The 18,744-nt window shown below is 71.4% G+C and carries 16 protein-coding genes; 7 read left to right on the top strand and 9 right to left on the bottom strand.

Annotated elements, in window-relative coordinates; translation table 11 throughout:
- The first annotated feature begins 504 nt into the window (after positions 1-504).
- Genes ACFQ8E_RS16300 through ACFQ8E_RS16310 form a run of 3 tightly spaced genes read left to right on the top strand, consistent with a single transcriptional unit; the run spans position 505 to position 4,109 of the window.
- Positions 505-2,169, top strand: coding sequence for an extracellular solute-binding protein (locus ACFQ8E_RS16300; RefSeq protein ID WP_430551614.1), 1,665 nt, complete (start codon positions 505-507; stop codon positions 2,167-2,169).
- A 3-nt stretch (positions 2,170-2,172) separates the two neighbouring features.
- A complete protein-coding gene (locus ACFQ8E_RS16305) occupies positions 2,173-3,177 on the top strand; it encodes an ABC transporter permease (protein WP_430551615.1) in 1,005 nt (334 codons plus the stop codon).
- A complete protein-coding gene (locus tag ACFQ8E_RS16310) occupies positions 3,177-4,109 on the top strand; it encodes a carbohydrate ABC transporter permease (RefSeq protein WP_430551616.1) in 933 nt (310 codons plus the stop codon). Before ACFQ8E_RS16305 ends, ACFQ8E_RS16310 begins: the two co-directional genes overlap by 1 nt.
- Positions 4,110-4,142: 33 nt before the next feature.
- Here ACFQ8E_RS16310 and zapE read toward each other — a convergent pair whose 3' ends face one another.
- Both zapE and ACFQ8E_RS16320 read right to left on the bottom strand, forming a co-directional pair.
- Positions 4,143-5,198, bottom strand: a complete 1,056-nt coding sequence (gene zapE / locus ACFQ8E_RS16315; RefSeq protein ID WP_430551617.1) for a cell division protein ZapE — start codon at positions 5,196-5,198, stop codon at positions 4,143-4,145.
- A gap of 100 nt (positions 5,199-5,298) precedes the next feature.
- Positions 5,299-9,114: an Ig-like domain-containing protein gene (locus ACFQ8E_RS16320; RefSeq protein WP_430551618.1), complete on the bottom strand. Its 3,816-nt coding sequence runs from the start codon at positions 9,112-9,114 to the stop codon at positions 5,299-5,301.
- Between the two features lie 172 nt (positions 9,115-9,286).
- Here ACFQ8E_RS16320 and ACFQ8E_RS16325 point away from each other — a divergent pair, with 172 nt between their 5' ends.
- Both ACFQ8E_RS16325 and ACFQ8E_RS16330 read left to right on the top strand, forming a co-directional pair.
- Positions 9,287-9,943: an SGNH/GDSL hydrolase family protein gene (locus tag ACFQ8E_RS16325; RefSeq protein ID WP_430551619.1), complete on the top strand. Its 657-nt coding sequence runs from the start codon at positions 9,287-9,289 to the stop codon at positions 9,941-9,943.
- Positions 9,940-10,644, top strand: a complete 705-nt coding sequence (locus ACFQ8E_RS16330) for a GntR family transcriptional regulator (RefSeq protein ID WP_430551620.1) — start codon at positions 9,940-9,942, stop codon at positions 10,642-10,644. The genes ACFQ8E_RS16325 and ACFQ8E_RS16330 overlap by 4 nt, the downstream gene beginning before the upstream one ends.
- Here the strand turns inward: ACFQ8E_RS16330 and ACFQ8E_RS16335 are convergent.
- Positions 10,641-11,204 (bottom strand): GrpB family protein, encoded by a 564-nt coding sequence (locus tag ACFQ8E_RS16335; RefSeq protein WP_430551621.1) that lies wholly within the window; start codon positions 11,202-11,204, stop codon positions 10,641-10,643. The two genes, ACFQ8E_RS16330 and ACFQ8E_RS16335, sit on opposite strands and share 4 nt — an antisense overlap.
- On the bottom strand, positions 11,201-11,752 hold the full coding sequence (locus ACFQ8E_RS16340) for a GNAT family N-acetyltransferase (RefSeq protein WP_430551622.1): 552 nt from the start codon (positions 11,750-11,752) through the stop codon (positions 11,201-11,203). The genes ACFQ8E_RS16335 and ACFQ8E_RS16340 overlap by 4 nt, the downstream gene beginning before the upstream one ends.
- Positions 11,753-11,858: 106 nt before the next feature.
- Here ACFQ8E_RS16340 and ACFQ8E_RS16345 point away from each other — a divergent pair, with 106 nt between their 5' ends.
- Positions 11,859-12,560 carry a helix-turn-helix transcriptional regulator gene (locus tag ACFQ8E_RS16345; protein ID WP_430551623.1) on the top strand — a complete coding sequence of 234 codons (702 nt, stop codon included), beginning with the start codon at positions 11,859-11,861 and terminating at the stop codon, positions 12,558-12,560.
- Between the two features lie 122 nt (positions 12,561-12,682).
- Positions 12,683-13,099 (top strand): VOC family protein, encoded by a 417-nt coding sequence (locus tag ACFQ8E_RS16350; RefSeq protein WP_430551624.1) that lies wholly within the window; start codon positions 12,683-12,685, stop codon positions 13,097-13,099.
- Between the two features lie 42 nt (positions 13,100-13,141).
- On the opposite strand, the gene ACFQ8E_RS16355 is transcribed toward ACFQ8E_RS16350, so the two are convergent.
- The 5 genes from ACFQ8E_RS16355 to ACFQ8E_RS16375 all read right to left on the bottom strand — a co-directional run bounded on the left by ACFQ8E_RS16355 (position 13,142) and on the right by ACFQ8E_RS16375 (position 18,733).
- A complete protein-coding gene (locus tag ACFQ8E_RS16355) occupies positions 13,142-14,428 on the bottom strand; it encodes a family 1 glycosylhydrolase (RefSeq protein WP_430551625.1) in 1,287 nt (428 codons plus the stop codon).
- Positions 14,425-15,306 carry a carbohydrate ABC transporter permease gene (locus ACFQ8E_RS16360; protein ID WP_430551626.1) on the bottom strand — a complete coding sequence of 294 codons (882 nt, stop codon included), beginning with the start codon at positions 15,304-15,306 and terminating at the stop codon, positions 14,425-14,427. The genes ACFQ8E_RS16355 and ACFQ8E_RS16360 overlap by 4 nt, the downstream gene beginning before the upstream one ends.
- Positions 15,306-16,271, bottom strand: coding sequence for a carbohydrate ABC transporter permease (locus ACFQ8E_RS16365; RefSeq protein WP_430551627.1), 966 nt, complete (start codon positions 16,269-16,271; stop codon positions 15,306-15,308). The genes ACFQ8E_RS16360 and ACFQ8E_RS16365 overlap by 1 nt, the downstream gene beginning before the upstream one ends.
- A 64-nt stretch (positions 16,272-16,335) precedes the next feature.
- The gene (locus tag ACFQ8E_RS16370; protein WP_430551628.1) at positions 16,336-17,586 is read right to left on the bottom strand and encodes an ABC transporter substrate-binding protein; all 1,251 of its coding nucleotides are present in this window, start codon (positions 17,584-17,586) and stop codon (positions 16,336-16,338) included.
- Positions 17,587-17,692: 106 nt separating this feature from the next.
- On the bottom strand, positions 17,693-18,733 hold the full coding sequence (locus ACFQ8E_RS16375) for a LacI family DNA-binding transcriptional regulator (RefSeq protein WP_430551629.1): 1,041 nt from the start codon (positions 18,731-18,733) through the stop codon (positions 17,693-17,695).
- Positions 18,734-18,744: the final 11 nt, after the last annotated feature.

Here is an 18,744-nt window from a genome sequence, read left to right on the forward strand (position 1 = left end):
GGCGTGCTGATCGATCTACCCGGCCACACGACCCATCTCGGTGTCATGGCCGGCCAGCCCGTACAGGTGGGCAGCCAAGGCGGTCCGCCATGAGTCCCCGGCTGTCCACTGATCCCCGCACGTCGGCAATCTGCAGCTCGGCACGCGTCGACCACTCACGCTGGAGCACCACGAGACCCTCCGCGCGCCGACCTGTTCCGTGCTGTGACCAGCAGGGAACGCTGCTCGTGGCCGCGACCTGGTCCTGGCATGGCACTCGTCCGCTTCGAGATCTGACGTCCAGAGCAAGCGTGGGTCTCGCTCTCGGACTTTGCGCTACTGAAACCAACTGCGCCACGCGCAACCTCACCGCGGGGCTCAGTGTGATGCGCGTGCAACTCACAAGGGGTTGACGGGCCCGGAGGCGGGCTCTAGTTTAACGCTAAAATCCAGGGCGGACCGGGCAGTCGGACGGTACGTCGGCTCGGGCGACGTGGCCCGGGGATCTCGAAGGGGAGACACATCATGGGTGATCTGACACCGCGGACGCGCCGCCCGTGGCGGGCCGTCCCGGCGGCCGTCGCGGCGTCGTCGCTGCTGCTCCTCGCCGCGTGCAGCGGCGAGGCGGAGGAGGACGGCGCCGGGCTGGACAACACCGAGGGGTCGATGACCGATCTCGCCGCCGACCAGCAGTTCAAGGCGACGGAGCCCCTCGACTTCTCGATCCTGTGGACCGACTGGCCGGAGCTCCCGATCAAGGACTCGTGGCAGCTCTTCGACGAGATCGAGAAGCGGACCAACGTCACGCTCCAGCCGACCAACATCCCGTTCAGCGACGCCACGGAGAAGCGCAGCCTGCTCATCAGCGCCGGCGACGCCCCCCAGATCATCCCGCTCGTCTACACGGGCGAGGACGCCCCCTTCGTCTCGTCGGGCGCGGTGCTCCCGATGAGCGACTACGTCGACCTCATGCCGAACTTCCAGAAGTACGTCGAGGAGTGGGACCTCGGCGACATGATCGACAACCTCCGGCAGGACGACGGGAAGTACTACATGGTCCCGGGGTTGCAGGAGGTGTCCGTCCCGGTGTTCTCGATGATCATCCGCAAGGACGTCTTCGACGAGGTCGGTGCCGAGGTGCCGGAGACCTGGGACGAGCTGCGCGTCGCCCTCGAGAAGATCAAGGCGAAGCACCCCGACTCCAAGCCGCTCGCCGACGGGTTCGAGGGGCAGTCGATGCTCAACTACGCGGCGCACGCCTTCGGCACCGTCGCCGGCTGGGGCTTCGGCAACGGCACGTTCTGGGACGAGGGGGCCGGCGAGTTCACCTACGCCGCCACCTCCGACGGGTACAAGGAGATGGTCGAGTACTTCCACGGGCTCGTCGAGGACGGGCTGCTCGACCCGGAGACCCTGACCACGACCAGCGACGGCAGCGTGAACGAGCTGTCCGAGAAGGTGGCGAGCAGCGCGGTGTTCGCGGCGTCCGGTGCCTCCGGCACGGTGGCGGAGTTCCAGCTCGCCCTCCAGGAGGCCGACCCGGACGCCGAGTTCGAGCTCGTGCAGATCGCCCCGCCCGGCGGGCCTGCGGGCCAGGTCGTGGAGCCCCGCAACTTCTGGCACGGGTTCATGATCAGCGCGGAGGCCAAGAACGACCCGCACTTCGTGGCCCTGGTCCAGTTCCTCGACTGGCTGTACTACAGCCCCGACGCGCGCGAGATGCTGCGCTGGGGCGTCGAGGGCGAGACGTACACGAAGGACGCCGACGGCACGATCACGATCGACCCGGACTACTCGCTCGACGCGTACAACATCAACCCGGACGCCAAGACCGACCTCGCGAAGGACCTCGGCTTCTCCACGTTCCTCGCGGAGTCCACCGAGTCGCGCGCCCTGAAGGAGTCCTACAACTCCGACCAGTTCGTCGAGTACATGGACCGGGTCCTGGAGTCGCGGACCCCGCGGGACCCGTTCCCGCCGGCGCCGCTCGACGACGCCGAGCTGGAGCAGGCGTCCCTGCTCGCCACCCCGCTCAAGGACACCGTGGACACGAACACGCTGAAGTTCATCCTCGGCGACCGTCCGCTGGCGGAGTGGGACGACTACGTCACCGAGCTCGAGGGGCAGAACCTCCAGGACTACCTGGACCTGATCAACGGCGCGCAGCAGCGCTTCGCCGAGAAGAACTGACCCGTGAGCACGACCTCGGACCGGCAGGCGTCCGCTTCGGCGGCGGTCCTCGACAGACCCTCGGAGCGACCTCCGAGGGCGGACGCCGGCCGGTCGAGACCCGCACGTCGGTCGTGGCGGCTGAGCCTGCGCCGCGACTGGCAGCTGTACGCCCTCGCCGTCCTGCCCGTCCTGTTCCTGGTCGTCTTCCGCTACGTGCCGATGCTGGGGAACGTCATCGCCTTCCGGCAGTTCCGGCCGGGCGGCAGCATCTTCGGCGAGCAGTGGGTGGGCCTGCGGTACGTGGAGATGTTCATCCACGACCCCACCTTCTGGAAGGTCTTCTCGAACACGGTGATCCTCGGAGGGCTGACGCTCGTCGTCTGCTTCCCGCTGCCGATCGTGCTCGCGCTCCTGCTCAACGAGGTGCGCAAGAAGGCCTTCAAGCGCACCATCCAGTCGATCTCCTACCTGCCGCACTTCCTGTCGCTGGTGATCGTGGCGGGCATGGTCATGCAGCTGCTGTCGCTGCAGGGCACGGTCAACCAGGTCATCGAGGGCCTCGGCGGCGAAGGCATCCCGTTCCTGCAACGGGCGGAGTGGTTCCGCACGATCTACGTGGGGTCGGAGGTCTGGCAGACCGTCGGCTGGGGCACGATCCTCTACCTCGCGGCCCTCACCACCGTGGACGCGTCGCTCTACGAGGCGGCGCGCATCGACGGCGCCGACCGGTGGCAGCAGACCTGGCACGTGACGATCCCCGGGATCCGGCCCACGATGATCACGCTGCTGATCCTCAACATCGGCACGTTCCTCAACGTCGGGTTCGAGAAGGTCCTGCTGCTCTACAACCCGCTCACGTACTCCACGGCGGACGTCATCTCGACGTACCTCTACCGGGTCGGGCTCGTGTCCAACAACCTCAGCTACGCGGCCGCCATCGGCCTCTTCCAGGCGTGCATCGGGCTCGTGATGGTGCTGAGCGCCAACTTCATCTCGCGACGAGTGGTGGGAGCAAGCCTGTGGTGATGCAGCGCGCGACGTCGTCCACGAGCGACGTGCGGTCGGCCGGCACGCCGGTCGGGGCGCGGGACACCCGGGGGTACCGGGCGTTCACGGTGTTCAACACGGTGGCGCTGGTGGTCGTGTCCCTGTTCATGCTCTACCCGTTCGTCACCGTGCTCGCGCAGTCGTTCAGCAGCCCCGGAGCGATCAAGGCCGGCATGGTGAGCTTCTGGCCGGTCGGGTTCAACCTCGACACCTACCGGGCCGTGTCCCAGGACGGGTTGTTCTGGAGCAGCTACCGCAACACCCTCGTCTACACGTTCGTCGGCACCACCATCGCGATGGTCCTGACCACGACGTTCGCGTTCGTGATCTCCAAGCGGCACCTGCGCGGTCGCGGGGTGCTCATCGGCATCGCGGTCTTCACGATGTTCTTCAACGGCGGGCTGGTGCCCAACTACGTGCTCATCTCGTCGCTCGGGCTGAAGAACACCATGTGGGCGGTGGTGCTCCCGGGCGCCGTCTCCGTCTTCAACCTGCTGGTCATGAAGTCGTTCTTCGAGAACCTGCCGCAAGAGCTCGAGGAGGCGGCGCAGATCGACGGGCTGGGGTGGTTCGGGATCTTCGGCCGCATCGTGCTGCCGCTGTCGAAGGCCGTGCTCGCCACGATGGTGCTGTTCTACTCGGTCGCCTACTGGAACGACTGGTTCTCGGCGTTCCTGTACCTCGACAAGAACGAGCTCTTCCCCGTCACGCTCTTCATGCGCAACCTCATCGCCGGGGCGTCGTCGTCGGCCTCCGAGGGTGCTGCCGCCGTCGGTGCCACCACCCAGGCCGTCTCGGCCAACATCCAGGCGGTCACGATGATCCTCACGATCGTGCCGATCCTGTGCGTCTACCCGTTCGTGCAGCGGTTCTTCGTGTCGGGCGTGATGCTGGGCTCGGTCAAGGGCTGAGGAAAGGCGGGCGCGTCCGCGGCCGGTCCGGCCTCAGACCCTGGGAAGGGCGGCGAGGCGGCTGGCGATCCGGTCGCGGTCGCGCACGTCGGCGTCCAGGACGTCGTCGGGCGGGCTCGTGGCGAGGACGACGAGCCGCACGTCCCGGTCCCACGCGACGTCGACGAGGTTCGCGAACCGTTGCGCCCCGTCCGCCGTCGTCGCCGAGAGCCGCGGCACCCGCCACACGACGAGCGTGCCGTACCGGTCGACGAGGTCCATGACGTCGCCCACCGAGGTGGGTGCCTCGCACAGCTCGCGGAAGTCGAGGTGCACCACGCCCTCCGGGGTGCCGGGGCCGGTCGCGGCGAGGGTGCGCAGCGCTGTCGCCGGGAGCCGCACCAGGAAGCGGTCGCCCGGGTCCGGGGTGCCGAGCCCGAGTGCCGTGACCTGGGCGGCGCTGCCTGGCACGACCCACGCCCCCGCACGCCAGCCCGACCGGTCCGCGAGGTGCCCGCGGCGGCGGTAGTCCTCGCCGGGCGCGACCTCCACCACGTCGCAGCACTCCGCGATCGACCGCACGAGCGGGAGCACCAGGTGATGGTGCAGCGGGCTGGGCAGCAGGCCGTCGGGCGGGTAGTTCGACGTCGCGAGCAGCGGGATGCCGCGACCGACGGCCTCGCGCACCAGGCGGGACAGAATCATCGCGTCCCCGGGGTCGTGGGCGTGCAGCTCGTCGAGGAACAGGACGCGAGTGCCGTCGAGCAGGCTCGCGAGGGCGCGCGGGAGGGCCCCGGCGTTCCCTGACTCGCGGGCGACGGCCGCGTGCAGCCGCCGGGCTGCCTCGAAGGCGTGCACCCGGAGCACGCCGTCAGGCGGCAGGGCACTCAGGAGGGCGTCGACGAGGAACGTCTTCCCTCGGCCCACGGGCCCGTGCAGGTAGACGCCCCGCCGTCCTCGACGGCCGAGCGCGACGCGCGCGCCGGCCGCGGCGAGCACGTCCGCGGCGGCGCGCTGTCCGGCGTCGAGCGTCGATCCGAGCGCGTGCGTGGCGTCGTCGAGCGCTGCCCGCACCCGCAGCGTCTCCCGGGACGTCGCTCTCGACCACACGGTCAGGACCCTAGGGGACGGGAGGTGAAACTCCCTTCGAGCACGGGATCCGTACCGCCCGTGGATGGCGGTACGGATCCCGTGCTCGGAGGGAACTCGGTCAGCTCGCGGGGGAGATGCTCATCTCACCCGCCGGGCCCTGCCGGTAGACGGTGAAGTACCCGTCGGTGGCCAGCGGGTTGTCGGCCGCGTCGTCGAGGTAGCTCCACACGGGCTCGCCGTCCACGCGCAGCACCACGCGGGTGCCGCCCTCCACGTCGACGGCGCCGAACGTCACCTCGTGGGTGGAGCCCGGCTCGATCACCGTGTTGGGGAACGTGTCGACCATGAAGACGGCGGGGCTCCACTTCTGCATCTCGATGACGTCCTCCTTGATGACCACGAGGTAGCCCGAGCTGCTGTTGGTCCACACGGGGTCGCCGGCGGTCTTGGACCGCACGGAGAACCCGAACCAGCCGCCGTTGAAGGCGCCGACGGACGTGTCGAACCGGAGCAGCTCGTCGCCGAACTGCTTCGGCTTGAAGCTCCACGCGCCGCGCGGCGCCAGGTGGGCCGCGCCGTCGGCCACCGTGACCCCCTCGCCCGGCGCCCAGGCGGCGGGGTCGAGGATCTCGGCGCCGAGCGACGTCACGGGGTGCTCCGCCGCCCGCACCGTCACGGTGGACGACGCCGCGAGGCCGGGCACCACGGTGGACGTCGCCGTGATCGTGGCCGTGCCGGCGGCGACGCCGCGGACCACGCCCTTCGCGTCGACGGTCGCGACGGACTCGTCGCTCGACGTCCACCCCAGGCCGGTGCGCGTGGCGTCCGCGGGGGTGAACGACGGCGCGAGCGGGTGGGTCTCGCCCGGCTCGATCGTCGCCTCGGACGGCGCCAGGGTCAGGCCGTCCGGGTCGACGCCCACGAGCGAGAACCGCACGTCGTCGAAGTCGAGCGACGTGAAGCCCTGCACGTAGAAGCCGACCTTGCCGGCGCCGGCGGGCGCCGGGTTGGCCCCCGCGACGACCTCGTCGCCGTCGAGCAGCACGCGCACGCCGCCCGCCGTCACCACGACGCGCACGTCGTACTGCGTGGACGCCTTCAGCCCCTCGCCCGCGGGGAGCGTCACCTCCTTCACGGTGCCCCACGCGGAGTCGAAGATCGTCCACGTCGAGCCGGCCGCCGCGTGGCGGTAGCGGACGTACCCGCCCGGCGTGCTGCCGGTGCGGTCGTAGACGAGCATCTGCCCGCCCTCGGGCACCTCGGCGGGCGTCGTCACGGTGAAGTCGAGCGCGTACTCCGAGAAGGAGCGGTCGAGCTGGGAGTTGGCGCCGTTCTTGATCCGGTAGACGTGGTCGCCCGTGCCGTCCTCGACGATCGCGCGGTTCGGGTCGGTGGCCCAGCCGTTGCCGCCCGTCTCGAAGTCCGTCGAGTGGAGCACGCCGTCGCCGGCCGCCACGGTCACGGTCATCTCGTCGCGGACGCCCGCGTCGGCCTTCGCCTCCGCGGTCACGGTCACCTCGCCGGGCGCGACGGCGGTGAGGATCCCCGCGGCGCTGACGGTCGCGACCTCGGGGTCGCTCGAGGTGTACGTGACGGCCTGCCGGGTGGCGTTCCACGGCACCGCCTGGGCGGCCACCGACACCTCGTCGCCGAGCGTCACCGCCAGCTGGTCCGCCGGCAGCACCAGAGACTCCAGGGCCACGCTGTCCGGCGTCTGCGACTGGCCGACGTGACCGTCCGTGCCGATCTCGCCGAACGGGATCGCCTCGAACCCGGGGATCTGGTCGAAGACGGCGGCGTCCTCGCGCAGCGTGTAGTCGCCGTTCGCCGCGTCGACGAACCCCGGGTCGGCGTCCGTCACCCAGTTGGCGTCGTCGCCGGTCCCGTAGTTGAGGAGGTTCTTCGTGTCGAGCGCGCCCTCGGCGTTGACGTCGGGGTTGCGCGCGCGGTCCGGGTTCCACACGACGTTCTTCGCGAACGTGGAGTTGTTCGGGAAGTAGTGGTTGTCCTCGAAGAAGTGGCCCAGCTCGGGGTACTTCTCCAGGTACGGCGTGCCGACGAAGTCCTTGTTGTCGGCGAACACCTTCTCCCACTTCGGCATGTAGACGCGGTCGACGGTGTTGCCCTCGCCGTCGCCCATCCACTGCGTGTAGTTGTCGTACGGCACGGTGGTGTCGACGAACACGTTGTTCGTGGCGTCGATGTGGTCGGCCGAGCCGGACTTGATCGCGTCGTTGCCCATGTCCACGAAGACGTTCTGGCTGATCTCCAGGTCCCACGTGAAGTTGTCGGCGTAGATGCCCTCGACGCCGTGCTTGGTGAGGCCGACGTCGTGGAAGTAGTTCTGCCGGAACACGTGCCCGCGCTGCTGCGGCGTCTCGCCCGAGTTCATGTAGATCGCGCCGAGGTCCTGGAACGTCTTGCAGACGTCGTACACCTCGTTCTGCTCGAACAGGTGGTCGTTGCCGTGCACGATGACGCCCGGGTGCGGCGCGTCGTTGATCTCGTTGCCGCGTGCGACGTTCCCGACGCCGTCGAACATGACGCCCGGGTTGTACGCCTTGTGGTAGTAGGCGAAGTCGTGGATGTGCGAGTCCTCGACGCGGTTGCGCCCGGGCTCCAGGGTCGTCTTGTCCCCACCGGTCAGCACGACGCCGACCCCGCCCACGTGGCGGATGTCGCTGGAGACGACGGCGTGGTCACGACCGCCCCGGTTCACCGGGATGCCGTCGTACGTGTACCGGCCCGGCGAGTTGATGGAGACGCCGCCGTCGGCGAAGTTCTGCACGTCGCTGTTCGAGACCGTCACGTGGCTGCCGCCGAGGACGACGACGCCCAGCGCCCGCCCGTACTCGAGCACCAGGTCGTCGAACGTCACGTACGACGCCCCGTCGGTCCGGATCATCGGCTCGTCCAGCGTCGTGACGACGGGCGCCCCGCGCTCGGCCAGGAACGACGCGTTCGGCACCAGGTAGAGCATCCCGGTCTCGCGGTCGATGTAGTACTCGCCCGGCGCGTCGAGCTCCTCGAGCAGGTTCTGCGCGAAGTGGAAGTCCGGGTACCAGGTCTTCATGAGCCCCGACATCTCGCCGTACCGCAGCGTGATGGTCCGGGCGTCCGTGTCGATCGACTCGACCTTGTTGTACGACCACTCCCAGCTCTGGCCGAAGATGCCGTCCATCCAGACGTCCTCCGCCTCGCCCCAGTACTGCGGGCGGTCGTAGGAGTAGCTGAACGTGCCGCCGCGCTCCTGCAGGTCGGCGTCGTCCTTGGTGGGGCCGGGGTCGACGATCTTGTTCATCTGGACGGTGTCCTTCGCCGCGCCGGCGTTGGGCCAGCGGGCGAGGGTCATGTCCTCGCCGTCCACGTACAGCTCCATGGGCGGCGTCGTCGAGACGTCGTTGGCCTTCCAGTAGCCGTGCCGGCTGAGCTGGCCGTAGTCGTCGATGCCGAGGTCGCGCAGGTCGATCTGCAGGACGTCGTCGTGCGCGGACGTCTCGATGATCCGGTCGAGCACGGCCTCGTCGGTCACGGGGGAGAAGCCGTCGTAGGGCAGCTCCTTGCCGCCCGAGATCGTGGCGCGCTCGCCGGGGTAGGAGCGGTAGGTGATGGGGGCGTCCGCGGTTCCGGAATCCTCCTCGCCGAGGAGGAAGGACTCCGAGCGCTCGTACGTGCCCTCGCGGAGGTACACGGTGACGCCCTTCTTGCGCTGTCCCTTCGGCAGCTCGCGGATCGCGTCACGGGCACCCTCGAGCGTGGCGAGGGGGCGCTTCTGCGTGCCCTTCGCGCCGTCCCGGCCGTCGGGGGAGACGTAGAGGACGGTGCCGGCCTTGGCCTGCGGGGCGGACTGCGGGGGCGGTTCGGCATGTGCTGCCGTCTGCGTCCCTGCGACGAGCAGGGACGTCAGCAGCAGAGCTGACAGTGGTCGCTTCATTGCGAGTGCTCCGACCTCTCGTGTGGTCACGGGGTTCTCGGGGCGACGCGGGTGCGGCGCGCCCGGATCGTCAAGCACCGGCAGGTTACATTAATCGATAATCGCTGACAATGCGGCGACGGCGGCCCCGACCCGCTACGGTCGGACCCGTCCGCCACTCGAAGGAGAGCTCATGACCAGCAGTGCAGCCCCCGGACGCCTCGTGTTCGTCGGGGACTCCATCACCGACGCGGGCCGCGACCGCGCGGACGAGGCGTCGCTCGGCGACGGCTACGTCTCCCTCGTCGCGGCGGACCTGCCCGACGCCGTCGTGCTCAACCTCGGCATCGGCGGCAACCGCGCCGTCGACCTCGAGGAGCGGTGGGAACGCGACGTCGCGCCGACGGCGCCCGACGTCCTCACCGTGTACGTGGGGGTCAACGACACCTGGCGCCGCTTCGACTCCGACGACGCGACGAGCGCCGAGGCGTTCGAGGCCACCTACCGGCGGCTACTCGCGCGCGTGCCGGGCAGCCCGCGGCTCGTGCTGGTCGAGCCGTTCCTGCTCCCCGTGCGCGACGAGCAGGAGGGCTGGTTCGAGGACCTCGACGGCAAGCGGGACGTCGTCGCGCGCCTGGCCGCCGAGACCGGGGCCGCGCTGGTGCCGCTGCACTCCCTGCTGACCCGCGCCGCCCGGGACGCCGGTGCCGCGGCCCTCGCCCCGGACGGCGTGCACCCGACGCCGCCGGCGTCCCGGATGATCGCGGACGCGTGGCTGGCGGCGTACGCTGACGACGCACAAACGATTGTCGATAACGACCCGAGGAACGACGTGAGGCTGCAGGGATGACGGACGCGCTCAGCTCGATCAGCGGCCTGGAGCGCGGGCTGCTGTCGGACCAGATCTACGACCTCGTGAAGTCGATGATCAAGACGTCCCAGCTCGAACCGGGGGAGCAGCTCGTCGAGTCGCAGCTCGCCCGCCGCCTCCAGGTCAGCCAGGCGCCCGTGCGCGACGCGCTCAAGCGCCTCGCCCACGAGGGCCTGGTGACGCACGTGCGCCACCAGGGCAACTTCGTGGCGCAGTACTCCGACGAGGAGGCGCAGCAGGCCAAGCAGGCGCGCGTCGCCCTCGAGGCGCTCGCCGGCCGGCTCGCGTGCGGGCAGCTCGCGCCCGAGACCCGCTCCAGCCTGGAGAAGGTCATCGACGAGATGCACGGCGCCGTCGACGCCGCCGACCTGCCCGCGTTCCGCGAGCTCGACTTCGGCTTCCACCGCGCCGTCATCGAGGCCAGCGGCAACACCTACCTGCCGCGCATGTGGGACATCATCGAGCCCAGCCTGCGGTCGATGCACCTGCTCGGCGACCCCGAGTTCACGGGCGACTGGCACCAGGTGGCCGACTGGCACCGCAGCCTGCTCGACGTCCTCGACGACGGCGACGCCGAGGCCGCGTCCACGCTCTTCGAGGCGCACGCGGCGGGCACGCTGCTGGACCAGGAGACCGGCGCGGGCGACGACGGCGCGACGGCGCGGACGGCTGAGGGCTAGGTCGTCCAGCCCGTGGCGGCGGCCCACGCCTCCGCCCGGGCGGTGATCTCGGCGATCAGCCCGCCCTTGGCGTCGGCGTAGGCGTTCATGCTCGGCCAGTCGCGGGCCGCGAGCTCGCGCTTGAGCGCGGCGTAGGCGGCGTGGTCGTCGGCGTCGTGCCGGAGCCGGTCGCGGAACAGCAGGTGGTTCCGCTCCCAGTCGCTGCCGGCGGCGCACACGTGGACGTGCACGTCGCGCTCGGGCGTGCGGACCAGGCGGTGGCCGGGCTCCCGCACGCGCAGCTCGTAGCCGGCCGCGAGCAGCGCGGGCAGGTAGGCGCTCTCGTCCTCGACGTCGGGCACGCTGACGTCGATGTCGACGATCGGCTTGGCAGCGAGCCCGGGCACCGACGTCGACCCCACGTGGTCCACCCGCACCGCCACCGGGCCGAGGGCGGCGACGACGCGGGCACGCTCCCGCTCGAACCGCGCCGGCCAGGCCGGGTCCGGCTCCACGAGCACGATCTCGCGCTTCTCGACGCCGCCGATCAACTCGACGTCGTCGTGCGGGCCGCCGCTCATGCCTGTGCCTCCCACTCCGGCGCGAGCACCGACCAGACCTCGATGTCCTGCCGCACGCCCCGGTGCTCGTGGTGCTCGCGCAGCACGCCGTCGCGCCGCATCCCCAGCCTGCGGGCGACGGCGATGCTCGGCGCGTTGCCCGACGCCGCCCACCACTCCACGCGGTGGATGCCGCGCTCGCGGACCGCCCAGTCGATGATGACGCGCGACGCCCGCGTCACGAGGCCCCGGCCGGCGGCCGCCGGCTCCAGCCAGCACCCGGCCTCGGCCGTGCCCTGTGCCACGTCCATCGTGCGGAACAGGACGCCGCCCACCAGGGTGCCGTCCAGCCAGATGCCGTAGAGGCGCCCGGTGTCGCTGGCCGCCTTCTGCGCGTACGACTCGAGGAACGACCGGCTCGAGGCGAGGTCCGTGATGCGGTCCGCCAGGCCGACGAACCGACCGACGAACTCGCGGCCGCGGTCGATCGTCGCCAGCAGCTCCTCCGCGTGCCACGGCTCCAGCGGACGCAGCTCCGCGCCGTCGTCGCCCAGCGACCTCGCGAACATCGTTCCTCCCGTGCGTCACGGCCGGCGCGGCGCCGGCACCGTCGCGATCCTCCCACGGCGTCGACGGCGGGCGAGGCGGCGGGCGGCGCGCGCGTAGGGTCGTCGCGTGAACCGGACCGACCGGCTGTACGCGATCGTCGAGGAGCTGCGGGCGGTCGCTCCCCGCCCGCGGAGCGCGTCGTGGTTGGCGGCCCGGTTCGAGGTGAGCCGGCGCACCGTGGAGCGGGACATCACCGCGCTGCAGCAGGCCGGGGTGCCCGTCTGGGCCGAGCCGGGGAGGACCGGCGGGTACTGCCTCGACCGCTCCCGGACGCTGCCGCCGGTGAACTTCAGCCCCGACGAGGCGGTGGCCGTCGCGGTCGCCCTCGGTGGCCTGGCCGGGACGCCGTTCGCTGCCGGCGGGTCGACCGCGCTGCGCAAGATCCTCGCGGCCATGCGCGACGACGACGCGGCCGCCGCGCACGACCTCGCATCCCGCGTGCACCTGCTGGGCACGCCGGCCGACGGACCCGCGATCCCCGCCGTCCTCGCGGACGCGACCTCCGCGCGTCGGGTCCTGCGGTTGCGGTACACAGACCGGGAGGACGCCGCGACCACGCGCGACGTCGAGCCGCTCGGGTTCGTCGGGTCGTCCACCGGGTGGTACCTGCTGGCGTGGTGCCGCCTGCGCGACGGGATCCGGGCCTTCCGCCTCGACCGGGTCGACCGCGTCACGGCCACCGCCGAGCGCGCGCCCCGGCGCGTCGTCCGGCCCGAGGACATCCAGGTGCCGGACGGGGACCTGCGGACGCTCACGCTCCTGGGCTGACGATGGCGAGGGGAGGCGCCCCGAAAACACCGACGTCGGGGTGTCGCGGAGCCGGCGCAGGCTGGTCGGAGCCGCGGGGAGCCTGCGGCGCTGACCGCACCCCGACCGGGAGGACCACCACCATGACCCACGCCAGCAGCCTCGCCACCAGCCTCGTCTCCGTCCGCCTCATCACCGACGACGTCGAGCGGCTGACCGCCTTCTACGAGCGGCTCACCGGCGTCGTCGCGGACCGCCCGTCGCCGGAGTTCGCCGAGGTGCGGACCCCGCGCGGCACCCTCGCGATCGGCAGCACCGCCACCGTTCGCCTGTTCGGGCCGGGCTCGGCGGCACCCGCCAGCAACCGCACCGCCATCGTGGAGTTCCGCGTCGAGGACGTGGACGCGGTGCACGCCGGGCTCGACGACACGGTCGAGGTCGTCACCCCGCCGACCACCATGCCGTGGGGCAACCGGTCGCTGCTGGTGCGAGACCCGGACGGGACGCTGGTGAACTGCTTCGCCCCGGTGACCGCCGAGGCGCTGGCGCGGTTCGCGTAGCGACGGGGTGCGTCGCCGGGGGTGCGCCCCCGGACCCCGGAGTCAGCGCAGGGTGCCGGCGTTCGCCTCCCGGTCGGTGGCGAGCGCCCGGTACGTGTCCGCGACGGGCGTGCGTCGGCGGTCGAGCCCGCCGGCGCCGTCCTCGACGAGGTCCCACAGCCCCATGGTGAGCAGGTAGTCCTCGCGCGGGCCCTCGCCGTGCCGGTAGGTCCACTCGTACATGTCGAACACGGGCCACCAGGTGTAGCCGACGACACGGTGCCCCAGGGCCCGCAGGGTGCGGATCGCGGCGACGGACTCGTGCAGCCAGGCGATGCGGTCGGCCTCCGGCGCGGTCACGGACGTCTCGGTGAGCATCACCGGGACGCCGTGGCGTCGCTCCGCCTCCGCGAGCACCTCCACCAGCCCCGCCACGCCGGCGTCGTGCGGGGGCCGCGGGTCGGAGAACCCGCCGAGGTGGTGGACGCCCTCCTCGAACACCTCGGTCGAGATGCGCGGGTAGTAGTTCACGCCCATGACGTCGGGCTGCACGGCCTGCTCCGAGAACCACGCGAGCGTGGTGTCGTCGACGCCGCCCGCACGGAGCAGCGGGGCGAGCGGGTGCGCGTCGTCGACCTTGCCCGTCACCAGGTCCTCGACCAGGTGGGCCTGGTGACGCAGCCGCTCGACCTGCGCGCGGTGCTCGCCCGTGACGTCGCCGGTGTACCGCATCGCGGCGTCGACGTGCATGAACGTGGCGCGGTCGCCGAGCGTCCCCGAGATGCCCTGCTGGGTGCGGACGAAGCCCTCGCCGAGGGCCCGGACCATCGCGACCAGGCCCTGGTCACCGCTGAGGTAGGGCGGCCAGTACCCGTACGCGCCGCTGAAGAGCGCATGGATCATCGGCTCGTTCACCGGCGTGTAGTCCGTCACGCGGTCGCCGTAGCGCTCGGCGAACGCGACGGCGTACTCCGCGACCACCTTCGGATAGTCCGGGTGCGCGAACTGGCCCTCCAGCCACAGCGGGGTGCCGTAGTGCAGCAGGTCGATCACCGGACGCAGCCCGAGCTCGGCGAAGCGGTCCACGACGCGGTCCACCCACGACCACTCCCACTCTCCCGGCGCGGGGTGCACGCGGTACCACGGCACGCCCCAGCGCAGGAAGGTGGCGCCGGCGTCCACCGCGAGGCCGAGGTCCTCGTGGAAGCGGCGGTAGTGGTCGGTGAGCTCGTACTCGTCGATCGGCCGCTCGCCCTCGCGGGTCTGCGGGACGAACGTGTCCTCGACGCCGAGGCCGAAGTGCAGGGCCCCGTCCTCGAACCAGCGCGGCTCGCGCGCGGCGCCGGTCACTTGAGCCCCGTCGTCGCGATGGACTCGATGAACTTGCGCTGCACGAGCATGAAAGCGAGCACGAGCGGCACGACGGCGACGAGCGCGCCGGCCATCATGACGCCGTAGGGGACGATGCCCCCGGGGCCCGTGAGCAGGGTCAGTCCAGAGGTGATGGTGCTCATCTCCTGTTCGGTGGTGAAGACCAGCGGCCACAGCAGGTCGTTCCAGTTGTTGACGAAGACGAAGATCGCCAGGGTCATGAGCGCCGGTCGGGCGTTGGGCAGCACGACCTGCCAGAACACCCGCAGCTCGGAAGCGCCGTCGATGCGAGCGGCGTTGTCCACGTCGCGCGGCAGCGAGAGGAAGAACTGGCGCAGGAAGAAGATCCCGAAGGCGTCGGCGGCACGCGGCGCGATCATGCCCTGGAAGGTGTTGACCCAGCCGAGGTCGCTGACGATCTGGTAGACGGGGATCAGCGTGGCCTGGAACGGGATCATCAGCGTGGCGATGATCGCCACCAGCAGCACCTTGCGGCCGGCGAAGTCGATCCGGGCCAGCGCGTACGCGGCGAGGGAGTCGAACGCGAGCGCGAACAGGGTCACCCCGCCCGCGAACAGGAAGCTGTTGCCGATGAGACGGGTGAACGGCAGGTCGGAGAAGATGCGGTCGAAGTTCGCCGTCGTCCATGCCTGTGGCAGCAGCGTGGGCGGGAAGGCGTTGACCTCGGCCGACGGCTTGAACGCCGTGAACAGCACGATGAAGAGCGGCAGCAGCACGACGAGCGTGGCGACGCCGACGCCGAGCGTGAGCAGCACGGTGGACCAGCGCGGGCGGCGGCGGGCCCGGAGGCGGAGGGCGGGCGTCGCCCGGACGGCGGTGGGGGCGGCAGCGGACATCAGGACTCCTCCTCGCGGCGGCCGAAGAACACGAACTGGACGACGCTCAGCAGCAGGGTCGCGAGGAGCAGCACGTACGACAGGGCGGACGCGAACCCGAGCTCGAGCTGGCGGAAGCCGGACTCGTAGATCTCCATCACCACGGTCTGCGTGCTGCCGTAGGGGCCGCCGCCGGTCATGACGTAGATCTGGTCGAACGCCTGCAGGGCCGCGATCATCGCGAAGATCAGCACGAACGCCGTGGTGTTGGAGAGCATCGGCAGCGTGATGTGCCGGAACCGGGACCAGGCGCCCGCGCCGTCCATCTTCGCCGCCTCGTAGAGGGACCCGGGGATGTCCTGGAGCCCCGCCAGGAAGATCACCATGTAGAAGCCGAAGTTCTTCCACACGGCCACGAGGGCGACGGCAGGCATGGCGAGGGCCGGGTCCTGGAGCACGTTGCCGAGGTCGATCCCGACGCCCCGCAGCCAGTAGTGCAGGAGGCCGACCTGCGGATCGATCAGGTACGACCAGGCGAGGGCGGCGACGGCCAGCGAGATGATGAAGGGCAGGAAGAGCGCGGTGCGGAAGAGCCCGCGGAACGGCAGCCGCGGGTCGTTGAGCAGGAGCGCCAGCGCCAGCGCCACCACGACGGCCGTCGGGGTGAACAGCACGGCGTACACCACCGTGTTGACGACGGCGTCGCGGACGTCGGCGTCGGTGAAGATGCGGACGTAGTTGTCCCAGCCCACCCACTCGGCCTGGCCGAAGCCGCTGGCGTCGGTGAACGACATCTGCAGCGCCGACACCATGGGCCACACGACGAAGACCCCGAGGATCACGAGGGCGGGTGCGAGGAACGCCAGCGCGGTGCGCGTGCTGCGACCGCTCGACCGTGCGCCGCGCGGCGTGGGACGGCGGCCGCCGAGCGGCGCCGGGGCGCGGAAGGACCGGGGGCGTGGGCCGGTGGTCTGGGCGGTGGTCATGTCAGTGGCCTCTCGGACGGGCGGGGCGTCGGCGTGCCGGGCGGACAGGGGAACGGCGCGCGTCTCATTCGTCCAGCGCCTCCTCGACCTCCTGCTGGGCCTCCGCCAGCAGGGCGTCCACCGGCTGGCCGGCCATCGCGCGCTGGGTGAGCTTGTCGACGGCCTCGAGCACGTCGGCGTTGTTCACGACGCCGGGGAGCAGGGGCCGGGCGAGCGGCGCCTGCGTCGTGAGCGCGGCGACGACCGGGTTGTCGTCGACCTCGTCCGGCCCGACGTCCGTCCGCAGGGGCGGCCAGCCGGAGCCGAGCGACCAGGTGACCGACCGCTCGTGCGCGAGGAAGTAGGAGAAGAACTCCTTCGCGGCCGACCGCTGCTCGTCGTCGGCCTGGACCGTGAGGGCCATCGAGACGCCGATGGCGGACGCCGCCGGGGACCGCGGGCCCGCGGGCACGGGCGCGATGCCGTAGTCCACGCCGTTCTCGTCCGCGACGGACGCCATCCACGGGCCGCCGACGTACATGGCGACGCGGCCGCCGGCGAAGAGGCTGTCGCCCTTCACGCCGTCGAGCCCGGTGGGGCTGATCGAGCCGGTGGCGATCGCGTCGTGCCAGAACTCGAGGGTCTCGGCGTTCTCGGGGGAGTCGACGACCGCCCGCCCGTCCTGCACGACGTCGCCGCCGTTGCCGTAGAAGAGCGTGGGCCAGACGCCGTTGCCCACGGTGGCGTGGTCGGGCAGGGCGAGGCCGTACTGCTCCGGGGTGCCGTCACCGTCGGAGTCCACGGTGAGCTTTTCGGCGGCGGCCACCCACTCGTCCCAGGTCGTGGGGACCTCGACCCCGGCCTCGGCGAAGAGGGCCTTGTTGTAGAACATCGTCAGCGGCACGAAGCCGGTGGGCACCCCGTACGCGCCGCCGTCCGTGGTCACCATGTCGACCGCCCCGGGCTGGAGCTCGGGGGCGGCCGGGTCGTCGGCGTAGAAGTCGTCGAGGTTCACCAGGGCGCGCCGGTCGGCGTAGACGGGCAGGCGCTCGGACGGCATCGCGACGATCTCGGGACCGGTACCCGCCGACAGCGCGGGCAGCACCGTGTCGTCGATGACGTCCCAGGGGTTGACCTCGGTGCTGATCACGACGTCGTCCTGCGAGGTGTTGAAGTCCTCGACGATCTGCTCGAGGACGTCGCCGTCCGACTCCGTGTACCCGTGCCAGAAGGTCAGGTGGACGCGGCCGTCGGCGGCCTCGGGGTCGGCCGAGCAACCCGCGAGGGCGAGGGCCAGACAGAGCGAGGCGGCCGGGAAGGCGGCGGCGCGCTTCATCGTGAGTCTCCTTCGATCCGCTAATACAACGTTGCAAGACAACGTTGTAAGAGGATCATGCGGAGCCGGCGCCGGCGTGTCAACCCCGGTCCGGACGACCCGGGGGTCAGAGGCGTGTGGACTCGCGCGGCACGAGGCGGAACTCCGGGGCGACCACCCGCGGGTCGGCAGCGGGCCGGGCGCCCTCCGCGATCCGCTCGCCGAGCAGCCGCACGGCGAGGCGGGCCACCTCGTGGCGTCCGGGTTCCACGGTCGTGAGGCTCGGGTAGGAGAAGCGGCCGTCGGGGACGTCGTCGAACCCGACGAGCGCGACGTCGCCCGGCACGGACAGCCCTCGCTCCTGCAGCGAGCGGAGCGCGCCGAGCGCGAGGTCGTCGTTCATGGCGAAGACGGCGTCCGGTCGTCGCCCGGCGTCGAGGGCCCGGGCCATCGCCGTGGCGCCGCTCGGGCGGTCCCAGGTCTCCACCGGGATCACGAGGGAGGCGTCGAGCCCCACGCCCGCCGCGGCCAGCGCTGCTGCGTAGCCGGCGTGCCGGAGGCCCGCGACGCTCGACGTCTCGTCCTCGTGCGCACCCAGCAGCATCACGCGTCTGCGGCCCAGCGCGAGCAGGTGTTCCGTCGCGGCCCGGGCGGCGGCCTCGTGCCGCATCGTCACGTGGTCGACCGGACCGGGGAACAGCCGCTCGCCCAGCACGACCAGCGGCGACGACGGCGCCCAGTCCGTGGGCACGTCCCCGCGGGTGAGCCCCAGGGGGACGAGGAGCAGGCCGTCGGTGAGCGCCAGCCGCGGGTTCCGCAGCACCTCGAGCTCCCGGTCTCGGGACCCGCCTGTCTGCTCGACGAGCACCACCAGGCCCTGCTCGGCGGCCACCCGGATCACCTCGTCGGCGAGCTGCGCGAAGAACGCCTGGCTCAGCTCGGGCACGGCGAGCGCGATCACGCCGCTGCGGCCGAGGCGGAGGTTGCGGGCCGTGAGGTTGGGGCGGTAGCCGAGCTCCTCGACCGCCGCGAGCACCTTGGCCCGCGTCGTGTCACGCACCTGCGGGTGGTCGTTGAGCACGTTCGAGACGGTCTTGAACGACACCCCGGCGGCACGCGCCACGTCGTGCAGCGTGGGAGCGGACCGTTCGCTGCGCGAGGGGGGCATGGGGCGAGGTT

The sequence above is a fragment of the Isoptericola sp. NPDC056573 genome (assembly GCF_042793335.1).
Classification (GTDB): domain Bacteria; phylum Actinomycetota; class Actinomycetes; order Actinomycetales; family Cellulomonadaceae; genus Isoptericola.